Origin of the sequence: Burkholderia sp. MSMB1078WGS, from assembly GCF_001528895.1 — a bacterium.
Lineage (GTDB): Bacteria > Pseudomonadota > Gammaproteobacteria > Burkholderiales > Burkholderiaceae > Burkholderia.
In genome coordinates this window covers 116,550-129,819 of sequence record NZ_LPDI01000025.1, presented here as the reverse complement: position 1 = coordinate 129,819, position 13,270 = coordinate 116,550, and the positions used below count along the sequence as shown (strand labels likewise).

At 69.5% G+C, this 13,270-nt stretch carries 11 protein-coding genes and 1 pseudogene; 7 read left to right on the top strand and 5 right to left on the bottom strand.

What is annotated here, in order from left to right; all coding sequences use genetic code 11:
• The first annotated feature begins 129 nt into the window (after window positions 1-129).
• The 5 genes from WT24_RS05425 to WT24_RS05405 all read left to right on the top strand — a co-directional run bounded on the left by WT24_RS05425 (window position 130) and on the right by WT24_RS05405 (window position 5,844).
• Window positions 130-1,686 carry a 3-hydroxyacyl-CoA dehydrogenase gene (locus WT24_RS05425; protein WP_060031700.1) on the top strand — a complete coding sequence of 519 codons (1,557 nt, stop codon included), beginning with the start codon at window positions 130-132 and terminating at the stop codon, window positions 1,684-1,686.
• Window positions 1,687-1,742: 56 nt separating this feature from the next.
• Window positions 1,743-3,065, top strand: coding sequence for a phenylacetate--CoA ligase PaaK (gene paaK / locus WT24_RS05420; protein WP_060031697.1), 1,323 nt, complete (start codon window positions 1,743-1,745; stop codon window positions 3,063-3,065).
• 40 nt (window positions 3,066-3,105) lie between these two features.
• Window positions 3,106-3,906 carry an enoyl-CoA hydratase-related protein gene (locus WT24_RS05415; RefSeq protein WP_060031692.1) on the top strand — a complete coding sequence of 267 codons (801 nt, stop codon included), beginning with the start codon at window positions 3,106-3,108 and terminating at the stop codon, window positions 3,904-3,906.
• Between the two features lie 138 nt (window positions 3,907-4,044).
• Window positions 4,045-4,716: a MarC family protein gene (locus WT24_RS05410; protein ID WP_059505457.1), complete on the top strand. Its 672-nt coding sequence runs from the start codon at window positions 4,045-4,047 to the stop codon at window positions 4,714-4,716.
• Window positions 4,717-4,863: 147 nt separating this feature from the next.
• Entirely contained in the window at window positions 4,864-5,844 is a 981-nt protein-coding gene (locus WT24_RS05405) for an aldo/keto reductase (protein WP_059505455.1), read from the top strand.
• 21 nt (window positions 5,845-5,865) lie between these two features.
• Here the strand turns inward: WT24_RS05405 and WT24_RS05400 are convergent, their stop codons facing one another.
• The 4 genes from WT24_RS05400 to WT24_RS05385 all read right to left on the bottom strand — a co-directional run bounded on the left by WT24_RS05400 (window position 5,866) and on the right by WT24_RS05385 (window position 9,936).
• The gene (locus WT24_RS05400; protein ID WP_059789570.1) at window positions 5,866-6,732 is read right to left on the bottom strand and encodes a CPBP family intramembrane glutamic endopeptidase; all 867 of its coding nucleotides are present in this window, start codon (window positions 6,730-6,732) and stop codon (window positions 5,866-5,868) included.
• Window positions 6,733-6,817: 85 nt separating this feature from the next.
• The gene (locus WT24_RS05395; protein WP_059505526.1) at window positions 6,818-7,474 is read right to left on the bottom strand and encodes a VC0807 family protein; all 657 of its coding nucleotides are present in this window, start codon (window positions 7,472-7,474) and stop codon (window positions 6,818-6,820) included.
• Window positions 7,475-7,762: 288 nt separating this feature from the next.
• Window positions 7,763-8,827 carry a 2,3-butanediol dehydrogenase gene (locus tag WT24_RS05390; protein WP_059789569.1) on the bottom strand — a complete coding sequence of 355 codons (1,065 nt, stop codon included), beginning with the start codon at window positions 8,825-8,827 and terminating at the stop codon, window positions 7,763-7,765.
• Between the two features lie 368 nt (window positions 8,828-9,195).
• Window positions 9,196-9,936 (bottom strand): GNAT family N-acetyltransferase, encoded by a 741-nt coding sequence (locus tag WT24_RS05385; RefSeq protein WP_060031689.1) that lies wholly within the window; start codon window positions 9,934-9,936, stop codon window positions 9,196-9,198.
• Between the two features lie 207 nt (window positions 9,937-10,143).
• On the opposite strand from WT24_RS05385, the gene WT24_RS05380 reads away from it, so the two are divergent.
• Both WT24_RS05380 and WT24_RS05375 read left to right on the top strand, forming a co-directional pair.
• Entirely contained in the window at window positions 10,144-11,355 is a 1,212-nt protein-coding gene (locus tag WT24_RS05380; protein ID WP_060032057.1) for a CynX/NimT family MFS transporter, read from the top strand.
• A 44-nt stretch (window positions 11,356-11,399) separates the two neighbouring features.
• A complete protein-coding gene (locus WT24_RS05375) occupies window positions 11,400-11,888 on the top strand; it encodes a DUF3331 domain-containing protein (protein WP_060031684.1) in 489 nt (162 codons plus the stop codon).
• Between the two features lie 23 nt (window positions 11,889-11,911).
• Here WT24_RS05375 and WT24_RS05370 read toward each other — a convergent pair.
• Window positions 11,912-13,114 (bottom strand): annotated as a pseudogene (locus tag WT24_RS05370) (GNAT family N-acetyltransferase).
• Window positions 13,115-13,270: the final 156 nt, after the last annotated feature.

Genomic DNA, 13,270 nt, shown 5'->3' with positions numbered 1-13,270 from the left:
TCGATTTTTTGTCGTTGCAGGTTTCGTAACGGTCTTTTGCCCAACACATTCGGGCTCGCCCTGACATAAATCTACCGACCGGTCGGTTTATAATCGCTCGCACTTCCACTTCATGACGGATCGCAAGCGATGGCTGTTTCCTCTGCACATTCGGTGAACTCGGGCGCGCTCGCGCCGTCGGCCGTCGTCGGCGTGATTGGTGCCGGCGCGATGGGCGCGGGTATTGCGCAGGTCGCGGCGGCGGCCGGCCATGCGGTGCTGCTGTACGACCTGAGCGAGGCGGCCTGCGACAAGGCGTTGGCCGGCATCCGCGCACAGTTTGCGCGGTTGGCGGAGAAGGGCCGGCTCGAACCGGCGCGGGCCGAGGCGGCCGGCAACCGGATCCGCGCGGTGCGCGCGCTGGCCGATTTCGCGGGCGCCGCGCTGATCGTCGAGGCGGCGGCCGAACGGCTCGACGTGAAGCGCGAGATCTTCGCGACCCTCGAACGCCATGTCGACGACGCATGCGTGTTGGCGACCAACACGTCGTCGATCTCGATCACGTCGATCGCGGCCGGGCTGCGCGTGCCGCAGCGCATCGCCGGCCTGCATTTCTTCAACCCGGCGCCGCTGATGGCGCTCGTCGAGGTGGTCAGCGGGCTCGCGACCGCGCCCGAGATCGCCCGGATGCTTCATGCGACCGCCGCCGCGTGGGGCAAGCAACCGGTGATGGCGAAATCGACGCCGGGCTTCATCGTGAATCGCGTCGCCCGGCCGTATTACGCGGAGGCGCTGCGCGTGCTGAACGAGCAGGGCGGCGCGCCGGCTTCGATCGACGCGGTGATGCGCGAAGCCGGTGGCTTCCGGATGGGGCCGTTCGAGCTGATGGACCTGATCGGCCACGACGTGAATTTCGCGGTGACCGAGTCGGTGTTCCGCGCGTACTTCAACGACCCGCGCTACACGCCGTCGCTGATCCAGCAGGAACTCGTGAATGCGGGCTTCCTCGGGCGCAAGTCCGGGCGCGGGTTCTACTCGTATGCGGACGGCGCGACGCCGCCCGCTCCCGATCTCGAACCTTCGCGCACCGCGCCGGCCGAGGTCGCGCTGTTTGCACAGGATGGCCCGGCCGCCGCGCTGCATGCGCGCTTCGTCGACCGCATCGCGAACGCGCGGCGCAACGACGCGCATGCCGACGATCTGCTCGCCGTGGCCGGCCGCGCGTCGATCGCGCTGACCGACGGCCGGACGGCCACCGCGCGCGCCGCGCAAACGGGCGTGGCGGATCTCGTGCTGGTCGATCTCGCGCGCGATTACGCGCAGGCCGGCCTCGTCGCGCTGACGCGCGCGCTCCAGTGCAGCGACGCGGCGTATGCGGACGCGGTCGGCCTGTTCCAGCAGGCGGGTTTTCGCGTCGTCGGCGTCGCGGACGTGCCGGGGATGGTCGTGATGCGCACCGTCGCGATGCTCGCGAACGAAGCGACCGACACGGTCAACCAGGGCGTGTGCTCGCCGGCCGATCTCGATCTTGCGATGGAGAAGGGCGTGAACTACCCGTGCGGCCCGCTCGCGTGGGCCGATGCGATCGGCATCGGCCGCGTGCATCGCGTGCTGTCGAATCTGGCGGCGAGCTACGGCGAGGACCGCTATCGCGTGTCGCCGCGCCTCGCCGCGCTGCACGCGGCCGGCCGCACGTTTCGGTCGTGACCGGCCCCGTCACCTCGAACACGACAACGACATCACTCCATTGGAGGAGCACCCCGATGACTCACCCGACGCATCCCGCCGCCGCCCTCGATCCGATCGAGACCGCCAGCCGCGACGAACTGCAGGCGCTGCAGCTCGAACGCCTCAAATGGTCGCTGCGCCACGCGTACGACAACGTCCCCCACTATCGGCGCACGTTCGAGGCGGCAGGCGTGCATCCGGACGACCTGAAGTCGCTCGCCGATCTCGCGAAATTTCCGTTCTCGACCAAGAGCGACCTGCGCGACAACTATCCGTTCGGCCTCTTCGCGGTGCCGCGCGAGCAGGTCGTGCGCGTGCATGCGTCGAGCGGCACGACCGGCAAGCCGACGGTGGTCGGCTACACGGCGCGCGACATCGACACGTGGGCGAACGTGACCGCGCGCTCGATCCGCGCGGCCGGCGGCCGCCCGGGCGATACGCTGCACAACGCGTTCGGCTATGGCCTGTTCACGGGCGGTCTCGGGATTCACTACGGCGCGGAGCGGCTCGGCTGCATGGTCGTGCCGATGTCCGGCGGGCAGACCGAGAAGCAGGTGCAATTGATTCGCGATTTCGAGCCGAAGATCATCCTCGTCACGCCGTCGTACATGCTGAACCTGATCGACGAGATGGTGCGGCAGGGGATGGACCCGGCCGAATCGTCGCTGAAGATCGGCATCTTCGGCGCCGAGCCGTGGACGCAGGCGCTGCGCAATGAAGTGGAGACGCGCGCGGGTATCGACGCGCTCGACATCTACGGGCTGTCGGAAGTGATGGGGCCGGGTGTCGCGTGCGAATGCGTCGAGACGAAGGACGGCCCGGTGATCTGGGAAGATCATTTCTACCCGGAGATCATCGATCCCGTCACCGGCGAAGTGCTGCCCGACGGCAGCCAGGGCGAACTCGTGTTCACGTCGCTGACGAAGGAGGCGATGCCGGTGATCCGCTACCGCACGCGCGACCTCACCGCGCTGCTGCCGCCGACCGCGCGCGCGATGCGGCGCCTGGCGAAGATCACGGGCCGCTCCGACGACATGCTGATCGTGCGCGGCGTGAACGTGTTCCCGAGCCAGATCGAGGAAATCGTCGTCGCGCTGCCGCAGTTGTCGGGCCAGTTCCAGATCACGCTGTCGCGCGACGGTCACATGGACCGGCTCGACCTCGCGGTCGAGTTGCGCTCCGAAGCGGGGGCGTCCGTCACCGACGGCGAGCGCGCGGCGCTCGCGCGCGAACTGCAGCACCGGATCAAGACGATGGTCGGCGTGTCGGCCGGCGTGACGGTGCTGGCGGCCGGCGGCATCCCCGCGACCGCGACCGGCAAGGCGCGCCGCGTGATCGATCGCCGCCAGGCCGCCTGATTTCGATGTGTGCATCGTTCTACCCGAGGAAACCTGTTCGATGGATGAATTGAAGACCCTGGCCGTCGCGGTCGATGCGCGCGGCATCGCGACCGTTGCGCTGCGGCGCGGCGACGTGCTGAACGCGTTCGACGAGACGATGATCGCGGAGCTCACCGACGCGTTCACGACGCTCGGCCGGCGCGACGACGTGCGCGCGATCGTGCTGCGTTCGGACGGTCGCGCATTTTGCGCGGGCGCCGACCTGCAGTGGATGCAGCGCGCGAGCGCGAACGATGCGGCCGCGAACCTGCGCGACGCCGAGCGGTTCGCCGCGATGATGCACGCGATCCGGCAGTGCCCGAAACCGACGGTCGCCCGCGTGCAGGGGCACGCGTTCGGCGGCGGCGTGGGCCTGTGCGCCGCCTGCGACATCGTGATTGCGAGCGATCACGCGCGGTTCTCGGTCAGCGAGGCGCGCTTCGGGATCCTGCCGGCCGTGATCGGCCCGTATCTGGTCGAGGCGGTCGGCCAGCGCCAGGCGCGCCGTCTCGCGCTGACCGCGACGCAGCTCGCGGCTGCCGAAGCCGTCGCGATCGGCCTGATTCATCAGGCCGTGCCGCTCGATGCGCTCGACGACACGCTCGAGCGGACGCTCGCGGAGCTCGGCCGCAACGGCCCGCACGCGCTGACGGAGATCAAGCGCTTTTTCGATGCGATCGGCGAGTACCCGCCGTCGGACGAACGCGCGGCGTTCACCGCGCAGACGATCTCCCGCGTGCGCGCGACGCCGGAAGCGAAGGAAGGCTTCGCGGCCTTCTTCGCGAAGCGGCCGCCGGCCTGGGAGGCGGCCGCCGAATAAGGCTGCGCGCCGCACGTTCACGACGATCGACGGCGAAACCGGGCCGGCCGCATTTTGCGGCTCGGGCGCGGGCGCTTGCACTACAATGCGTGACCCCCGGCGCGCTGCCGGCCCCCGTCCCGACCGCTGCTTCGCACGATGATCGTCAATCGCCTCGTCTCCGAGATCCTGTTCGGCTTTACCGGCCTGATCGGCATCATCAATCCGATCGGTATCGCGTTCCTGTTTCTCGAACGGACCGAGGCGCTCACCGCGCACGAACGGGATCTGCTTGCGAGGAAGGTCGCGTTCAACGCATTCGTCGTGCTGATGGTCGCGTTCTTCGCCGGCACGCCGGTGCTGCATTTCTTCGGAATCTCGATGGAAGCGCTGCGGATCGGCGGCGGCTTCGCGGTTGCCGTCGCCGGCTGGCAGATGCTGAACGAACCGGACGGGCCGGGCGGCGGCGACACGCCGGTCAAGCCGATCGACGCGAACGCGATCATGACGCGCGCGTTCTTCCCGTTGACGGTGCCGCTGACGGTTGGCCCCGGCTCGATCGCGACCGCGATCGCGCTGAACGCGAACCGCACGCACAAGCTGTCGGAATTCATGTTGTCGAGCATCGTGTCGATCGCGGTGTCCGTGCTCGTCGCGCTCGTGATCTGGCAGGTCTACAGCCGCTCCGCGCTGCTCGCGCGCTACCTCGGCAGCGAAGGGACCAAGGTCGCGAAGCGCGTGTCGGCGTTCCTGCTGCTGTGTATCGGCGTGCAGATCATGCTGACCGGCTTCTCCGCGTTCCTGCAGCCGCTCGCCGACCAGGTCAAGTAGCAGGACTTTCCGGTTCGTCTTCCTTTCACGCAGCCTGCATGCGGCGCGCGGTCGTACGCGTTCGCGGCATGCGGGATACCATGCGACGTCTGGCGGATGCGCGGAGCGCATCCGGCCGCAAACCCGACTCGAATGGAGAGGCGTGCAATGGAATACGTGAAATTCGGATCGACCGGGCTGGACGTGTCGAAGCTGGTGCTGGGCTGCATGACGTTCGGCGAGCCGTCGCGCGGCACGCACCCGTGGACGCTGCCGGAAGCGGAAAGCCGCCCGATCATCCAGCGGGCGGTCGAGGCCGGCATCAACTTCTTCGACACCGCGAACATGTATTCGGACGGGACGTCCGAGGAGATCGTCGGCCGCGCGCTGCGCGATTTCACGAAGCGCGACGAGGTCGTGATCGCGACGAAGGTGTTCTACCGGATGCGGCCGGGGCCGAACGGCGCCGGCCTGTCGCGCAAGGCGATCATGACCGACATCGACCAGAGCCTGAAGCGGCTCGGCACCGACTACGTCGATCTCTACCAGATTCACCGCTGGGACTACGGCACGCCGATCGAGGAGACGCTCGAGGCGCTGCACGACGTCGTGAAGGCGGGCAAGGCGCGCTATATCGGCGCGTCGTCGATGTTCGCGTGGCAGTTCGCGAAGGCACTGCATACGTCGAAGCAGAATGGCTGGACCCGCTTCGTCAGCATGCAGAACCACCTGAACCTGCTGTATCGGGAAGAGGAGCGCGAAATGCTGCCGCTGTGCGAGGACGAAGGCATCGCGGTGATTCCGTGGAGCCCGCTCGCACGCGGGCGCCTGACGCGCAACTGGGACGAAACGTCGGAACGGCAGCAGAAGGACGATGTCGGCCAGCGGCTGTACGACGCGACGGTCGACGCCGATAAGGCGGTCGTCGAGGCCGTCGCCGCGATCGCCGCCGCGCGCAACGTGCCGCGGGCGCAGGTCGCGCTGGCGTGGGTGGCGCACAAGCGCGGCGTGACCGCGCCGATCGTCGGCATCTCGAAGCCGCAGCAACTGGACGATGCGCTCGGCGCGCTCGCGCTGAAGCTGACCGCAGACGAGATCGCTGCGCTCGAACGCCCGTACGTGCCGCACGCGGTGGCCGGGTTCAACTGAGCGGCCGCGCGGGCGCCGCGATCAGCGCGCGGCGGCGAGCATCGGGTAGGTGAACAGGCCGAAGTGGACGACGTTCAGCCCCGCATGCGCGAGCGCGGCGGCGAGCAGGCCGCCGCGCCGCCACGCGAGCCCGTAGCCGACGCCGGCCACCGTGCCGAGGACGATCCACTGCCAGCCGCCGGCCGCGTGCGCGGCGCCGAACAGCACCGCGCCGGCCGCGAGCGCGACCCACGGGCCCCACGAGCAGGCGCGGAACACGCGGGTCAGGCCGCCTTGCACGTAGCCGCGGAACAGCGCTTCCTCGGCGAGTGTCACCAGCAACAGGTTGTTCACGAGCCACAGCCAGCCGGACGGCGGCCACTTGGGCGCCCAGCCGACCATCCCGAACGCGAGCGCGCCGGCCAGGCACGCGGCGGCCGTGGCGACGGCCGCCACCGCACCGGTGCGCAGCGCGCGCAACGGCGCGACGTCGGGAGCCACCCACGGCAGCGCCCACACCAGCCACAAGCCGACGAGCGGCTTGTCGAAATTCAGGTACATCGTGAACGGCGCGGCGTCCGGCGTGAAGCGGGTCGGGCCGATCACGCGCGGATTGTGGAAGCCGGGAAGCAGGTGCAGGCTCAGCGCGATCGCGAGCGCGGCAAAGACGAGGTGCGCGGCGATGCGCACCGCGAGCGGGCGCTCGGGCAACACGCCCCAGCCGGCCGCGATCAGCAGCGCGAACGGCGCCAGCGTGATCGGCGCGAGTTGGCCGAACGCCAGGGCGCCCGCATAGCCCAGCACGGCGAGGCCGATGCTCAGGCCGTGCAGCGGGCGATGCCACGCGAATGCGGCGGCCGCGAACAGGGCGAGCCAGATCGTGGCACACGGAAGGAGCGAAAGGGACATGACGGGAAACGGATGGGCGGACGAGACGCCGCGCATCATACAGCAGGTGCGGTGACACGCCGCCGCACGGCCGGGCAGCCGTGTGTCAGCGGCCAGCGGTTTCGGTGACGCCGCCGGCGCCCGGGATGTCGACGCTGTTGCGCACGCGCATGCGCCGCCGGTACCAGAACGTCCACAGCAGCAGGCAGCCGAACACCGTGTAGCCCATGACCGGCGACACGACCAGCACGCGCTCGACCGGCCAGCTGACGACCATCCACCAGCGCAGCAGCATCTCGAGCGTCATGATGGCGCCCCACACGAACGTCATCAGCCGCAGCATCTGGCGCAGGCCCGGCTGCGCGTCCCAGACGGCTTCGAAGTGGGCGGCGCCGCCGTCCATCTCGCGGGCCACGGTCGCGCGGGCCAGATAGAAGATCAGCGGGCGTTCGCGGAACAGCGACAGCAGGAACACGACGCCGATCGTGCCCGAACCGATCGATTCGCGCATCAGCAGCGTGCGCGGACTGCCGCCGAACGCCATCCCGACGATCGACAGCGTGATGCCGAGCAGCACGATGGCCGCCACCGCGTCGACGCGGCGGGAGCGGATGAATTCGACGATCGACCAGACGATCGGCGGAACCGCCGATGCGTACAGCGCGCCGGTTTCGCCGAAATACGGATGCGCGACCCGGTAGGCCACCCAAGGCAGCACGAGGTTGACGAAGAGTTCGAGAATCAGGCCGGCTCGCGGTTTCACGGTGCGCCATTCCACGCAGGTCGGGGCGAACGCGCGAAACGCGTGGTTGCCCCCGGTTGCCCGAAAAGGGTTCGGTCCAGTATATCGAAGAATCGCGCCGAGTTAGCGATTGCGAATGTTGCTGCATGCCGCATCCGGATGGAGCTCGACATGGCGGCCGCTTCGGACGAGGCGATAGCGGGAAGGGCGGCGCCGCGCAGGCGCGCCGTTCCCGCACGTGCGACGCTCGGCGGCGGGGCGGGCAGGCAGCCTGCGCGGCCTCCATCGATGCCGCGGCCGCGCGTGCGGTCAGGAGACGGCCGGCCGGACGATGATCTTCACGTTGCGGTCCTTGTGGTTGACCAGTTCCTCGAAGCCGTGCGCGACGATGTCGCCGAGCGCGATGCGTCCGGTGATGAGCGGCTGCACGTCGATGCGGCCGTCCGCGATGAAGCGGATCACGTCCGCGAATTCGCCGTTGTACGCGAGCGAGCCGATCACTTCCTTCTCGGTCGACACGATGTCGAAGAAGTTGAACGGCGCCGGTTCCTCGAAGATGCCGACCATCACCGACTTGCCGGCCTTGCGGATCACGTCGATCGCGAGCTTCGCGGTGGCCGTGTGCCCGATGCATTCGAACGACACGTCGGCGCCGTAGCCGCCTGTCAGCGCCCTGACTTCGGCGATCGCATCGGACGTCTTCGGATCGACGACGACGCTCGCGCCGACCTCCAGCGCCTTCCGCTTGCGCGCGGCCGACATCTCCAGCGCGATCACGCGCCCGGCGCCCGCGGCCTTCGCACACATGATCGTGCACAGGCCGATCGTGCCCGCGCCGACCACGACGACGGTCTGTCCGACGATGTTGCCGGCCTTCTTCACCGCATGCAGCCCGACCGCGAGCGGTTCGATCAGCGCGCCGGCCTCGGTCGGGAAATCGTCGGGCAGCTTGTACAGCAGTTCGGCCGGCACGTTCACGTATTCGGCGAACGCGCCGTTGTTCATCAGCCCGGTGAACGCGAGGTTCTCGCAGATGTTGTACATCCCGTGCCGGCAATACCAGCAGGTGCCGCAATGCTGGCACGCGTCGGCCGTCACGCGGTCGCCGACCGCGAAGCCCGACACGCCCGCGCCGAGTTCGGCGATCTCGCCGCTGAACTCGTGACCGAGGATGCATTGGCCCTTCAGGCCGGTCAGCGGATGCGGTGCGTCGACCGGGATGAACACCGGCCCGGCGACGTATTCGTGCAGGTCGGAGCCGCAGATGCCGCACCAGTGCACGCGGATCGTGACCCAGCCCGCGGGCGGGCGCTCCGGAACGGGAACCGCTTCGACGCGGATGTCGTGGCGGCCATGCCAGACGGCGGCCTTCATGCTGGGGGGCGTGATCGGTGCGGGTGTACTCACGTTTGCTGTCTCCGTCGGGTTGTCGTCGGGCGCGCGGCAACGCTGCCGGTGTGCCCGTCGCGCGATTGCGCAATCGACCGGTATGCAGGAACGGGGCCAGCGTGAATCGGGGCGGTACGGGGCGATCGAAAGGCGGCGCTGGATGCGTTGCACCATGTCGCTCTATGCCGACCGGCCGGGATTCGGAAGGAATGGTGCGTCGGATTTGCTGCGATAGCGCAACATCGGATCCGCTGAGACGCCGGGACGTTCGTCTCAGCGCGATGAGACGAAGCGCGAGACGAACGGTGACGGACGGTGGCGAACGGTGACGGACGATGCGGTTCGATTCGCGGTCAGGCGACGACTTCGTCCACGGCGACGGTCGCGAGCGGCGTGAATCCGGCGGCGCGGTACAGCGGCTGGCCGGCTTCGGTCGATATGAGCCACACGCGGTGCGCGCCCCGGTGCCGTGCGTGGGCGACGATCGCGGCGAGCAGTTGCGTCGCGAGGCCGCGGCGGCGGTATGTGTCCGCCGTCGCGACGCGATCGACGACGATATCGTGCGGCGACGCGAAGCCGTAGCGCGCGGTGGCCGCGATCTGCCCGTCGAGCCGATGCGCGAACAGGAACGCGGCCGGATTCGGGTGGAACGGCGGGAAGGCGCCGCTGGCGTTGAACGCGTCGATCGCGTCCGGCGTGTCGCAGGCGAGCGCTTGCGCGAGCGCGTCGTCGCCCGGCAGACGGTCGATATCGGCGGCCATGAAGTGCTCGTCGGTCAGCCGGCGCGTCCTGCCGTGCAGCGCGGACGGCAGCGGCACTGCGCCATAGCGCGTGATCCACGCACCGACGACAAACGGGCCGGCGCCGGACTCGGGCGCCCCCTCGATCATGAAATGCTCGAAAGGCCGGCCCATCGCGTCGTCGAACTGCACGACATGGCCGTCCGGGCCGTCGTGCAGCGGCGCATCGCGCCGGTCGCGCGCAGCGCAGTAACCGGCGATGAACGTACGCACGGCGGCCTTGCGGCGGGGGAAGGCGGACCAGGCTTCGTCGAGCGGGAACAGCGTGGCCGGTGCAGGGGAGGCGGTCGGCATTCGGGCGGGCGTTGTCGGAGCGAAGCCGACAGCTTAGCCGAGGATGCCGTCGCTTGCCGTGCCAGCCATTGTCACGATCACCGAAACGAATCGTTGCACGCGTTACCCCTTTACTTGAAGTTAACTTCAATTTGTATCATGGGCGCCGGTCCGATTGCGGCCGCGCGAGACATCCCGTTGCACGCGGCCGCCTCAACGGAGGTGACGATGACCGAATCGCCTGTCGCGGCCGAGGCCGCCACGCTGCCGTCGCGCAGCTACCGGGCCGCCATCGCGAACGTCGTGCTGGCGAGCATCGTGTCGGCGCTGCACGTCGGCAAGGCGACGATCGCGTTGCCGTCGCTGCAGCACGAGTTCGGCGGCTCGCTCGCGTCGCTGAGCGGGATCATGTCGGTGTTTCCGTTCGTCGGCGTGTTCGGCGGGATCGCCGCCGGGCTGCTGGTGCGGCGCTGGGGCGACCGGCGACTGCTGGTGACGGGCCTCTTCATCCTCGGCCTGTCGAGCATCGTCGGCGCATGTGCGGGCAGCTTCGCGCTGCTGCTGGCCACGCGCTTCGCGGAAGGGCTCGGGTTCGTGATCGTGGTGGTTGCCGCGCCCGCCGTGCTGAACCGCGTGACGCCGCCCGAGCGGCGCAATCTCGCGTTCGGCCTGTGGAGCACCTTCATGCCGGCCGGCATGGCGCTGTCGATGCTGGTCGGGCCGCTGCTCGGCGGCTGGCGCAACGGCTGGCTCGCGGCCGCGGCGCTGACGCTCGTCGCCGCAGCCGCGGTGCCGGTCACGACGTCGGCCGACGCACCGTCGCGGCAGGCCGCGGCGGCACCCGTCGGGCCCGCGCTGCGCACCGTGCTCGCGGCGCGCTCGACCACGCTCCTCGCACTCGGTTTCGCGACCTACAACGTGCAGTTCTTCGCGGTGATGACGTTCCTGCCGGTGTTCCTGATGCAGCGTCTCGGCGTTGCCGTCGGCGCGGCCGGGCTGATCAGTGCGGCGATCGTCGCTGCATGCGTGATCGGCAACCTGACGGCCGGCTGGTTGCTGTCGCGCGGTGCGCGCCCGGGGCTCGTGATGGCCGCGACGTCGGTCGCGATCGGCGCGGCGGGGGCGGGCCTTTTCAGCGCGGCGACGCCCGCACCGCTCGCGGTCGCGCTCGGGTTCGCGTTCTCGGCCATGGCCGGGATGCTGCCCGCGACGATTCTCGCGTGCGCGCCGGGTTCCGCACCGTCGCCGTCGCTGGCGCCGCTCAGCATCGGCTGGGTCGTGCAGGGCAACTATCTCGGCCAGGTGATCGGGCCGCTGACGATCGGCGCGATCGTCGGGGCATTCGGCTGGTCGGGCGGTGTCGGGCTGATGCTCGCGGCCGCCGTCGCCGGCGCGGCGATCGGCCTGTGCCTGCTGCGCGAACCGATAGGCCGGCGCTGAGTGCGGCGCCGGCGTCTTTCAACCTGCACGGAAATCCGTCAAGCATGCTCAACATCATGGAAAGCCCGATCTGCGAGGAAGACCTGTCGTGCGACGTGCCCGCGTCGGCGCTCGGCGAAGACGATCCGATGCCGTCGCGCGGCGGCGTGGTCGCGCATTCGCTCGTGACGATCGGGCGCGCGCCGATTCCGGAGCACGCGACGGCCGCGGCGTCGCCGTTGCGCCCACAACTGTTCGTCACGGTGCTGGAGGCGGGGCACGACGGACTGCTGGTGCGATGGGTCGAGAGCGGCCGGTGTCATTACGGCGAACAACGCTGGCGCTTGCGCGTCGCGTTGCAGCCCGGTCGCTGCGCGCTCTCGGGGCAGCCGATCGAGCCCGGCGAACCGGTGTTCCGGCCGGTACGGCGGCCCGTGCCGGCCAATGGCGACGAGATGATCCGCCCGGCAGCGGTGCCCGGCATGGCCGATGCGACGCGCGACGACGTGCCGGAGGACGGCGGCGCCCGCCATCCGGCCGATGTTCATGGCTGAACGTCGGCCGGCCGCGGGCGACGTTACTTCTTCAGATCGTGCCGGTACTGGATGAAACCGGCGTTGTTCGCGAGCTTGTCGTACAGCGCGCGTGCGGTCGTGTTGGTCTCGTGCGTGAGCCAGTACACGCGGCTCGCGCCGGCTTCGCGGGCCCGTTCGTACACGGCCTCGATCAGTGCGCCGCCCGCGCCTTGCCCGCGCGCGTCGGGCGCCGTGTACAGATCCTGCAGGTAGCAGTACGGCCCTTCGGTTCAGCACGAGCGGTGGTAGATCGCGTGCACGATCCCGACCAGCGCACCCGACGCGTCGAACGCACCGAGCACGAACATCGGCTCGGCCGGATCCATCAGGCGCGCCCACGTCGTCGCGAACACGGCGTCGCTCAGCGCGGTGTCGTAGAACTTCTGGTAACCCTGCCACAGTGGACGCCACGCGGCTTCGTCGGCGGCGACGAGCGGGCGCACCGTGACGCGCGTGGCGTCGTTCGCGCGGCCGGCGGCGTCGCGCGCGCTGGCCTGCGCGTGGCGAATCGCGGCGAGCGACTGTCGCTGTTCGCCTTGCGCGTCGAAGTTCTCCGGTGCGAGCCATGCGTCGAATGCGGCGCGGACATCCGGCCATTCGCCGTCGATGATCGAGAACCACGCGGTGTCGCGATTGCGGCCGCGGTAGACGATCGCCTGCCGGAACGTGCCTTCGTAGCGGAACCCGAGCCGGGCGGCCGCCTTGCGCGACGGCGCGTTCAGGTCGTCGCACTTCCATTCGTAGCGACGGTAGCCGAGCGTGTCGAACGCATACTTCATCAGCAGGAACTGCGCTTCGGTCGACACCGGCGTGCGCTTGAGCAGCGGCGAGAACGTGACGGAACCGACCTCGATCACACCGTTGGCCGGATCGATGCGCATCAGCGCGAGCGTGCCGACCGCGCGGCCCGTGGCGCGGTCGATCACCGTGTAGTGCAGCGGATCGGTGCTCGCCTGCGCGCCGCGCGCGTAATCGCGGTAGCTGGACTCGTCGGCGTACGGGCCGTGCGCCAGATAGGTCCAGTCGCTGCCGTCGGGCGCCTGGGCGTAGGCGGCGTACAGGTCGGCCGCGTGGCGCTCGGCGTCGAGCGGTTCGAGCCGGCAGTAGCGGCCTTCGAGCGCGATGCGCTCGGGGCGCGGACGCGCGGACCAGTCGGGAACGGGGTGGCCGATGGGCTGCTGGAAAGCGTTGGTGAGCGTGGGCAAGGTCGATCTCGCTTCGGTTGGCGGCCGGCGACATGCCGGCGTGCAGACGATCGTAGTCCTGGCGAGGTACCATGAGAAGCGCCAGCGAACGGCAAATTTATGGTGCCACGATCGGTGGCATGTCAGCCGTGCGCCGCTCACCGTACGTTCGACCTT

Coding starts and splice junctions, on each gene's coding strand:
- WT24_RS05410 (WP_059505457.1), top strand. CDS start 4,045: ATGATCGTCAATCGCCTCGTCTCCGAGATCCTGTTCGGCTTTACCGGC.
- WT24_RS05380 (WP_060032057.1), top strand. CDS start 10,144: ATGACCGAATCGCCTGTCGCGGCCGAGGCCGCCACGCTGCCGTCGCGC.
- WT24_RS05400 (WP_059789570.1), bottom strand. CDS start 6,732: ATGTCCCTTTCGCTCCTTCCGTGTGCCACGATCTGGCTCGCCCTGTTC.
- WT24_RS05390 (WP_059789569.1), bottom strand. CDS start 8,827: ATGAAGGCCGCCGTCTGGCATGGCCGCCACGACATCCGCGTCGAAGCG.
- WT24_RS05425 (WP_060031700.1), top strand. CDS start 130: ATGGCTGTTTCCTCTGCACATTCGGTGAACTCGGGCGCGCTCGCGCCG.
- WT24_RS05375 (WP_060031684.1), top strand. CDS start 11,400: ATGCTCAACATCATGGAAAGCCCGATCTGCGAGGAAGACCTGTCGTGC.
- WT24_RS05405 (WP_059505455.1), top strand. CDS start 4,864: ATGGAATACGTGAAATTCGGATCGACCGGGCTGGACGTGTCGAAGCTG.
- paaK (WP_060031697.1), top strand. CDS start 1,743: ATGACTCACCCGACGCATCCCGCCGCCGCCCTCGATCCGATCGAGACC.
- WT24_RS05385 (WP_060031689.1), bottom strand. CDS start 9,936: ATGCCGACCGCCTCCCCTGCACCGGCCACGCTGTTCCCGCTCGACGAA.
- WT24_RS05415 (WP_060031692.1), top strand. CDS start 3,106: ATGGATGAATTGAAGACCCTGGCCGTCGCGGTCGATGCGCGCGGCATC.